Annotated in this window: 8 protein-coding genes; 5 read left to right on the top strand and 3 right to left on the bottom strand. The window is 66.8% G+C overall.

Features of this window, described 5'->3' with window-relative positions; all coding sequences use genetic code 11:
• Window positions 1-656: 656 nt before the first annotated feature.
• From OHN74_RS42790 to OHN74_RS42775, 4 genes are all read left to right on the top strand, one after another.
• A complete protein-coding gene (locus OHN74_RS42790; protein ID WP_327692397.1) occupies window positions 657-3182 on the top strand; it encodes a DEAD/DEAH box helicase in 2526 nt (841 codons plus the stop codon).
• Between the two features lie 411 nt (window positions 3183-3593).
• On the top strand, window positions 3594-4421 hold the full coding sequence (locus tag OHN74_RS42785; protein WP_327692398.1) for an RNA polymerase sigma factor: 828 nt from the start codon (window positions 3594-3596) through the stop codon (window positions 4419-4421).
• Window positions 4418-4624 (top strand): hypothetical protein, encoded by a 207-nt coding sequence (locus tag OHN74_RS42780; protein ID WP_327692399.1) that lies wholly within the window; start codon window positions 4418-4420, stop codon window positions 4622-4624. Before OHN74_RS42785 ends, OHN74_RS42780 begins: the two co-directional genes overlap by 4 nt.
• A 453-nt stretch (window positions 4625-5077) precedes the next feature.
• Window positions 5078-5368 carry a hypothetical protein gene (locus OHN74_RS42775; RefSeq protein ID WP_327692400.1) on the top strand — a complete coding sequence of 97 codons (291 nt, stop codon included), beginning with the start codon at window positions 5078-5080 and terminating at the stop codon, window positions 5366-5368.
• A 148-nt stretch (window positions 5369-5516) separates the two neighbouring features.
• Here OHN74_RS42775 and OHN74_RS42770 read toward each other — a convergent pair whose 3' ends face one another.
• Window positions 5517-6062, bottom strand: coding sequence for a hypothetical protein (locus OHN74_RS42770; RefSeq protein ID WP_327692401.1), 546 nt, complete (start codon window positions 6060-6062; stop codon window positions 5517-5519).
• 354 nt (window positions 6063-6416) lie between these two features.
• Between OHN74_RS42770 and OHN74_RS42765 the strand changes: the two genes are divergently transcribed.
• Window positions 6417-6593 (top strand): hypothetical protein, encoded by a 177-nt coding sequence (locus tag OHN74_RS42765; RefSeq protein WP_327692402.1) that lies wholly within the window; start codon window positions 6417-6419, stop codon window positions 6591-6593.
• Between the two features lie 102 nt (window positions 6594-6695).
• Here OHN74_RS42765 and OHN74_RS42760 read toward each other — a convergent pair whose 3' ends face one another.
• Together OHN74_RS42760 and OHN74_RS42755 are read right to left on the bottom strand one after the other, a co-directional pair.
• Entirely contained in the window at window positions 6696-7532 is an 837-nt protein-coding gene (locus OHN74_RS42760) for a hypothetical protein (protein WP_327692403.1), read from the bottom strand.
• A 300-nt stretch (window positions 7533-7832) separates the two neighbouring features.
• Window positions 7833-8357 carry a hypothetical protein gene (locus OHN74_RS42755; protein WP_327692404.1) on the bottom strand — a complete coding sequence of 175 codons (525 nt, stop codon included), beginning with the start codon at window positions 8355-8357 and terminating at the stop codon, window positions 7833-7835.
• Window positions 8358-8392: the final 35 nt, after the last annotated feature.

Genomic DNA, 8392 nt, shown 5'->3' with positions numbered 1-8392 from the left:
TTATGCAAGCGAACAATCGTGCTGCGCACGATTGTTGCGCTCCCGCTCCGCGGGAGCGCCAAGACCCTCACTGCGTGAGGGTCCATCAACTCGCCTGCGAAGCAGGCGAGTTGGACTCGTTCCGCTGCGCTCCACGAGCCACGGCCGCGATGCGGCCGGCCCGGCTCCCGTCCGATCCGGGGCCTCCGCTGCGCTCCAGCCCCAACAGTCCACGCCCCACGGGGAACGGTGGGGAAAAGCAGCAGCAGTAAGGGGAGGGGGTGGGGGGCGGAAAGCAAGGTGACAGGGAGTCAGGACGGCATGGAAACACTGGGTCGGGGGTGGAGTTGAAACCACGATCGCGTGACCTCCCGTCAAGCTGCTTTCCGGCCTGATAGGGACAGGCTAACAGGATCGCGCCACGTTCGAGGGATTTTCTCGCTTGTTGCTGCTTCATTTTGAAGCACGAGATAGACTCTGGACTCAGAGCACGCCACCCCAGAACGCTCAGAGGCTTATGGAGATCCACCGCAGACCCTTTTCGGTGATCCGGTGAGGCAGAGCAGTCAGTCAACCGAGCCAGTCCAACCCCAGCCCTCACAGCTCATCTACGTGCAGGTTTCCTGCTCACCGCCGCTCGAATCGACCGGACGACACCCAGCAGAAGGCAGACAGAAATGTCGACCACGAACCGCGCAGATCAGCGCGAGGCAGCCCAGCGAGAAGCAATTGACGCGGTCCTCCGTGCCCTCGAACTGCCTGCAAGATCGCTGGTGCCGGAGGGTGGCCTCCGGACTCAGGTGATCATGGCGACCGGGTCCGGGAAGACCCGGGTGGCGGTCCGCAGTGCGGAAGAGCTCCACGCGGGCCGCGTGCTGGTGCTCGTGCCCTCGCTGGACCTGCTCGCCCAGACCGAGGCCGCGTGGCGCGAGGGTGGCCGCCGGGGCGCGATGATCGGGGTCTCCTCCCTGCGGGGTGAGGAGGCGTCCTTCCCCAACACCACGGACGTGGACGAGCTGGTGGAGTGGACGCGGGGCCTGGACAAGGTCACCGTGTACGCCACGTACGCCTCGCTTGGTCTGGGCACGCTGGAGCGGGCGCACGCCGCCGGCCTTTCGGGCTGGGACCTGATCGTCGTGGACGAGGCGCACCGGTGTTCGGGCCGGATCGGTAAGCCGTGGGCGGTCGTGCATGACAACCAGAAGATCCCGTCTCTGCGCCGGTTGTACATGACGGCCACGCCCCGGGTGTGGCAGCTCGGGGACGAGGACCAGGACGGCGCGCCCGGCGAGCTGGTGGCGAGCATGGAGGATGATCCCAACTCGCCCTTCGGTAGCCGGTGTTTCACCCTGACGTTGTCGGAGGCGATCGACCGGGGGATCTGTGCGCCGTACCAGGTGGTGTGTGTGGACATCACTGACACGCAGTTCCAGGCGGCCATGCTGCTGGGTGCGGAGGGTCGTTCTGATGAGATGCGTGGGGCGCGTCTCGCTGCCCTGCAGACGGCGCTGGTGAAGGCGTCGTCCGAGGAGGGCTTCAAGCGCACGCTCACGTTCCATCACGTCGTGAAGGAGGCCGAAGCCTTCTCGGTAGGGATCCCGGATGTCGCGGCGCAGCTGCACGTCGATGATCCGGAGCTGTACCCGGCCACGGTGTGGGCGGACTGGCTGTGCGGCGATCACAAGCCGCTCCACCGCCGGCGGGTGCTCGGGGAGTTCTCCTCCCTGATCGCCACCGACGGCACGGTGGTGGAGAAGGCGTTCCTCAGCTCCGTGAAGGTGCTGGGTGAGGGCGTCGACACCCGCAACTGCGACTCCGTGTACTTCGCCGACGTGCGCGGCTCGATGCCGGACCTGGTCCAGGCGGTGGGCCGTGCGCTGCGGATGCAGCCGGGCGAGGGCAAGATGGCGTCGCTGGTCGTGCCGGTGCTCCTGGGTCCTGGGGAGACGGCGGACAACATGCTCACGAGTCGGGCGTTCGGCGGGCTGGCGAAGCTGCTGGAGGCGCTCAGGGCGCACGACGCCCGCATCGTGGAGCAGCTCGCTGAGCAGCAGGCCCCGAGCCGCTACAAGCCCGTTCAGAAGGAGTCCAAGGCCAAGCAGGGCGGTGGGGACGGGGCTGGGGGTCCGTCGGCTTCGGCGAAGGCGTTGTTGAAGTTCTCCACGCCGCGTGACCCGGCCGCGCTGGCCGCGTTCATCAACCTGCGGGTCCTCAACCCCGAGCACGAACACTGGCGGCGCGGTATCGAGGCCGCCGTGCTGTATGCGCGTGAGGCCGGCGACCTGAAGGTGCCGTTCACGTACCGCGTGCCGAAGGGGCCCGAGGCGGTGGAGGCGGGGTGGCCGGCCACGCTCGCCAACTTCCCGCTGGGGCAGTGGATCGCCGACAACAGGCGGTTCTACGCTCGCGGGGACATGGACGAGGATCGTGTCGAGCAGCTGGAGAAGCTGGGCATGGTGTGGTCGCACTTCGACGTCGCGTGGGAGGAGGGTCTGGCCGCCGCCCGTGGGTGGGCTGCCGAGAGCGGGCACCTCCTGGCACCGCTGGACGCCACCTACCAGGGTGCGAAGGTGGGCATCTGGCTCAAGAACGCCCGGGCCGCCGCGCGGAAGGCGGTGGACATCGAACAGCGGCGTGCCGAGGGTCTGCCGGTCGGTTCGGTGGCCGGCGCGCTGTCGGAGGACCGGCGGGAACAGCTGGAGGAGATCGACGCCTCGTGGTGCCCGGCCTGGCCCGTGGAGTGGCAGAGGGCGTTCCACCTCACCCGGCTGCACCTGGACGAGGCCGGCGAGCTGCCGACCGAGCCGGGTTATCTCCTGCGCCAGGGCGAGGATCTCGGACGGTGGGTCAAAGCGGTTCGCTTCGGCTGGGACAAGCTCACCACCGTGCAGCAGTGGATGTGTGAGCAGGTCCTCGGGATCGAGCCCGCAACCGAGGACGAGAAGCCGCCTCCGCGCCGCACGCAGGCCGACAAGTGGGCGCTCAACTTCGCCGCCGCACAGCAGTTCTACCAGCGCGAGGGACACCTGCGGGTACCCCGAAAGCACATGGAGACGCTGATGGTCGGCGGGGACGGCGACGGGGACCAGGAGGAGCGGGAGTTCAAACTGGGGGCCTGGATCGGCAACCAGCGCAGCAGGGCCGCGACGCTCTCCCCGGAACGTGTGGAGCAGCTGTCCGCGATCGGCATGCGCTGGGGGTAGAAGGTGCGTGTCACACAACGTAACAAGAGGTCGCTGACTGCCTGCTAGTCGATCGGCTCCTTCGAGCTTCTCCGAGGCCCGGACCATTCGGTTCGGGCCTCTGCGTTGAGCTACGGCCCTGTCCGCCCTTGTAGGAATAGAACGTCATCACGCAACGGCGACTTCGTCGCCTCGTAGGCGTAGTAGGGGCGGTAAACGATCGCTGTCGTTTCCCAAGAGCACTTCAAAAGCCTCGTCTCGCCCCGTCGAGGAAAACCACAACAAGAAAAAATCTTCGGGCAGTCGTGACGTTCTCGCTTTGGCCCTGCATAGGAGCGAGTGAGCGCGTACAACATGCAAGATGCTCACCTCCCGCGCGCGGCTCAGTAAATGGGGTCAGTTGAGGTGGCGTCACACACCGGAGTGAGATGTATGTCTGACATAGATGTGATCGCGGAGGCGGTGGGCGGCTTCCTCGCCGATCCGAGCGCGCTGCGGGTCCAGCACGATGCCGCCGTCGTCGCGGACCTCGCCCTGGGCGGCTTCCAGGGCCTGGAGTACGACCTGTTCGAGGAGCGTCTTCTCGGGGACAGCATGCCGATCTTGCGCGGCATGCTCCGCTCCGGCACGTTCATCACGCTCTCCGTCAAGAAGTTCGCGAAGCGGGACATCACCTTCTTCGTGAGCGGTGAGAACAAGCGGCTCCTGCACGACAGCGACGCCGACCGGGACGAGATCATCGTCGATGTCCTCATGGGCGCGCGGAAGACCTTCCGGAAGAAGGCCCTCGTCAACGGCGGCTGGAACCCTGACTTCAGGGGCCCCAAGGGGCCCTGCTGCCTGATGACGTACTTCATCGGCCGCTGCATGTGGGAGTTTCGCCGGGTCTACCTGCGTTGGGTCCGGCGGCGGGAGCGCATCGCGCGGGTGGAGGCCGCTCTGTTCGACCCGGAGGCGTTCTTCCGCCTGCTGTGCGCTCTGCCCCACCACGGGGAGCCGGAGGCGATCCTCTTCTCGGGGGACTTCACGGAGCTGCTGGACGCCCAGCCGGCCGAGAGCCGGGCCGTAGTCCGTCTGACGTGCGAGGGATACGCGGCCGGGGAGATCGCCGACCGGCTCAAGTCGACGCCCGGTGCTGTCCGCAACCGCCTGTACCGCTTCAGGCGGGTTCTCTACCAGGCCGCCAGCGAGGGGAAGATCTGGATCCCCGCGCAGTTGCACGTCAACGGTGCCCGCGAGCAGCAGGGGAGCACGACGTGAGCGTGCCTGACCTGGTGCTGCTGATCCTCGGGTTGGCCGTACTCGTCATAGCGGCCGTCCTGGTGGGCGTGATCGGCTTCGGTATCGCGCGGTGGGCCGGCTCGCCCGTCCCTGAGGCGGTGGTCAGTGGGGTGATGGCCTGTGCCGGCGCCTTGACGATCGGTCTCGCGGTGCTCGGAGTGCTCGTCACGGCCATCCAGTAGTCCTGGCCGCGCGTCACAAACGGGCGCCATTCCCCCATGACGTATGTGAAAGACACCGCTGGGGCCCCGACATGTCGGGGCCCCAGCGGTGTCTTTCGAACTTCCCCTTCTCCCCCGGTCCTGCCCGTGGCCCCGCCCGGTGCTTCAAGGGGTGATGGGACACCGGCATCCACGAGCCCGCGACCTAAGTACCAGTCATCGGTCATGGTGCCGCCCACCCGACAACACCACTACAGAAAGGTGCTGCTGATGAGCACTCACCAGCCGCCCAGGGGAACGAATCCCCACGCCGCGGATACTCTGGACGAGCCACCCTGGGCCAGAGCCGAGGCTTCACAGGGACGCTCTCAGGCAGAGAGCCGCAGGACCGCCGACCGCGCGGCGCACACCCCGCGGACGACACCACCGCAGGTGTCAGCGATCCCCGTTCTCCCCTCTCAGAGGAGTCCCACCATGTCCCGGGACATCGATCCCGCGCTGCCCGCGCAGCCCTGTCCCGACCGCCGGGCCGCCGTACTCGCCAACCCGAACCGAGCTCACCGCCTCACCCGGCGTCTGCGCATCATGACCGCCCGCATGCGGGCCATCACCTGGAAGCTGGTGACACTGTCCGGCGAGGAATTCGTCAAGGGCTTCGCCAACAAGGCCGGCGGGATCGCCGCACTCGTCCTGGGTGTGGCCGTCGTCGCCTACGTGCTGGGCGTGGACCCAGACGATGCAGTACGCCGCATGCTCGGCATGTAGCTGCCGTCGTGCCCGGAACCCGGCCGCCCGCGGTTCCGGGCACGACGGCGATATGCCACTCCGCTGCGGTTGTCCGAGCGGCCCTCGGGACGCCAGGCCAAGGACATCTCCACCTGGAAGGGCGTGCCCTTGGTAATGGGAGAGTCCCTCAGAAGGGAGGTTCGTCGCTGTATCCACCTGGTTGGGCGGGGGTCTTGGCAGGGGATCCGGTAGCCCATGGGTCGTCTGCCGGGTGCGATGCAGAACCACCCCACCCGCCGGAAGTCTGCCGGGCCGGCGGCACCGGCGCGGCGGGTGGAGGTGCCGGTGCTTCGTCCGGCTCGAGGCCGTCAATGTCGTCGTTCCACAGTCGGCGTAGATGTTCGCGGCAAGTCGTCGGATCGTTCTCGTCCCAGCGGTTGTCGTCCGGCTCCGGCCAGCGACGGCCGTCGGGATCCCGATGTTGCATCTGGCACAGGGCTCGCAGGAGAGCGTCGACTACTGGCCATTGGCTGGTGGTCTGTCCCTGCAGGAGACGCCGGATGGTTTCTCGGCTCACCTTGTAGGCGTCGGGCATGGTGCCGGTGAGCGCCTCGATCTTCGGGAGCGGGGGCCGTCCGGCTTCCCGGTAATGGAGGTAGAGCTCGGCAACGAAGTCCCGCTTGGGGCCGGGCGGCAGAACATCCTTACCGGGCATCCGCAGCATTCGTGGCATCCGGCAACTCTGTCACGGGCAGGCCCAGTTAGACACAGGAAGACCTATTTACGCCTGTTAGCACACCTCAGGAAACCCTATATCGCCTCATCTCAACCAGACTTTGCCTCGTATGAGCCTGTGTCAGCTGCTCTTAGACCACTGACGACTTGGGAAAACATGCTTTGGGAAAATGCTGTTTCCGCTGGTCAGAGGCCTATCCGAGGTGCTTTTGTTGGTGCCGTTCACCCTGGGACTTGCCATTCGTCCCAAGGAATGGACAGCGGCGCAGCCGTCACCGGAAACGGCGACGGCCCCCTGGGGCACAGGGAGCCGTCTGCAGAAGACCGAACATCCCCGACGAAGGAGAAGCCCATGTCCAAGCCCGAGAGTAAGGGCAACAGCCCGGACCCGGAACCCCTCCCCGCCCGGTGGATCCGGCGTGCCCGGCGGCTGCGCAACGAGGCGGGGCTGCATCTGCTCCGAGGTGCCGCAACCGCGGCCGGCGGCGCCGTCGTCGCGTACGGAGGCCTCTGGATCCAGACCCGCTGATACTCCCCTCCTGCTGGCGAGGAGCAGGATGACGGCGGTGGGCTCGAAGGCGCCCACCGCCGCTGGGCCGAACACCGAGCCCGCTCCATGCAGTCGACGGCGCTACGGCAGGTCTTCCAGTCGGGCGAGCAGGCCTGCGGCGGTGGCGACGGCCGAGAGGGCGTCGGCGCGGGTCCAGGTGAAGTTCTCCGTGGTACCCGAGTCGTCGTGCGGTGCGCCGCTGAAAAGGTTGTAGGCGCTCTGGGTGAACACCGCCCAGCGCTCCTCCTGGTTCCGTTCCCCGGCCTTCTTCAGCAGTGCCTGGTCGTGGAGCTTCTTGGTGTCGCAGGCCTCGCGTACGGGATCGAGGGCCGCTCGGGCCAGGGATACGGCGTGCTCGTACCGTCCGTCGCGGATCGCAGTCTTCGCCTCGCGGATGCGTCGTGCGCCGGTGGCTCGGGCCTCCACGGTGGTGACCGAGATGAGAACGTCGACGAAGGCGCCGGCATCGAGCTGGGTGAGGGTGTTGCTCCACTTCGCGTGCGGGATGCGGATGATCTCCTGGCCCTGAGCAACGGGCCAGTTCTTCGGGTCTGCCAGGGCGGTCAGGGTGAGGTCGGCGAGCAGGACCAGGTCCGCGCCCGCGCGCATTTTTTCCAGGCCGCGCAGCTGCTGGTCCGTCACGGTCGTCTCCAGCGTGAGGTGCTTCTTGAACGGCCTCAGCCCGACGGGTCCCTTGGGGGCGTGGAGGACGCCGATGTAGCTGGCGGGGTTGGGCATCTCGTGTGTCGAAAGGCTGCCAGAGACGAGGAAGGGCGCGTCCACGGTGTAGTTACCGCGGGCGGTCACCTCGAAGGCTAGGGCGAGACGGTGCACGTCCCAGCCCTGACTGAAGGTCACATCGTGCTGCGCCTGGACGTCGACGCTGTAGTCGTTCATGCCGAATGAGAAGTCGGTCATCGTTCCTCGCCTGGTTGAACCTTTGCCTGATGGTCGCAGGTCAACCGGCCCCGGCGGCAGCGGTTTTCCCCGGACCTGTACGTGAGGAACGCGGTCCGGCTCGGTGGCCCGGCGGGCGCCGCTCTGTCGAAGAACGCAGCCCGGGCCTGAGTATCTGCGAGTCGCACAATTCTCCAGATCCTCGTACCGGATGGTGTCCCTCCCACCACGGGCGGTACGCCGGACAGTCGGTTCGTGGACACCCGGCAAACAAGGTGAGGACCGCCGGATCACCGGCGGTCCTCACAGGAGGGTGTTGCCTCAGTTGCCCTTACACAGGGTCCGGATCTTCTGCTGCGCGCCCTTGATGGCCTGCACCAGGTCGATGCGGGCGCGCTCCTGCTTCATGGCGAGTTCGAGCCGCTCGATGTACTTCTCGACCGTGAGCCTCTGCGCTCCGATGGGGGGAAGGACCTTCGTGAGGTAGTGGTCGAAGCTCGTGGCGACGGCTACCAGCTCGGTGCGGATCGGCTTCATCTGGTCCTCGTCGGCGATGTCCTTGACGAGGTTGTGCAGCCGGGTCAGCGGGGTGAAGTCAGCGGCCTGGCAGGGCTTCTGTGCGTACTCGCAGAGCTTCTCCAGGAGCTCCTTCAGGTATGTAGTGGCGTTCTCGAAGTCCTTCGAGTCCTCCTGGTTCTTGTTGATCCGCTTCATCAGGGCGAAGACCTGCTGGTGGTGGCGCAGGGCGAGGTAGGTGAGGATGCCCGTGGCGGCGCCCACCACGACGGTCACCAGGAGAGAGCCTGCGCTGGTACCAATCGCCAGGATGGTGGGGTTCGTGATCATTTGGTGGTCCGTTCAAAAGATTGCTACCGCTTGCC

This window comes from Streptomyces sp. NBC_00459 (assembly GCF_036013955.1).
Taxonomy (GTDB): Bacteria; Actinomycetota; Actinomycetes; order Streptomycetales; family Streptomycetaceae; genus Streptomyces.
The sequence above is the reverse complement of the archived record's forward strand: the minus strand, read 5'-3'. Positions and strand labels throughout refer to the sequence as shown.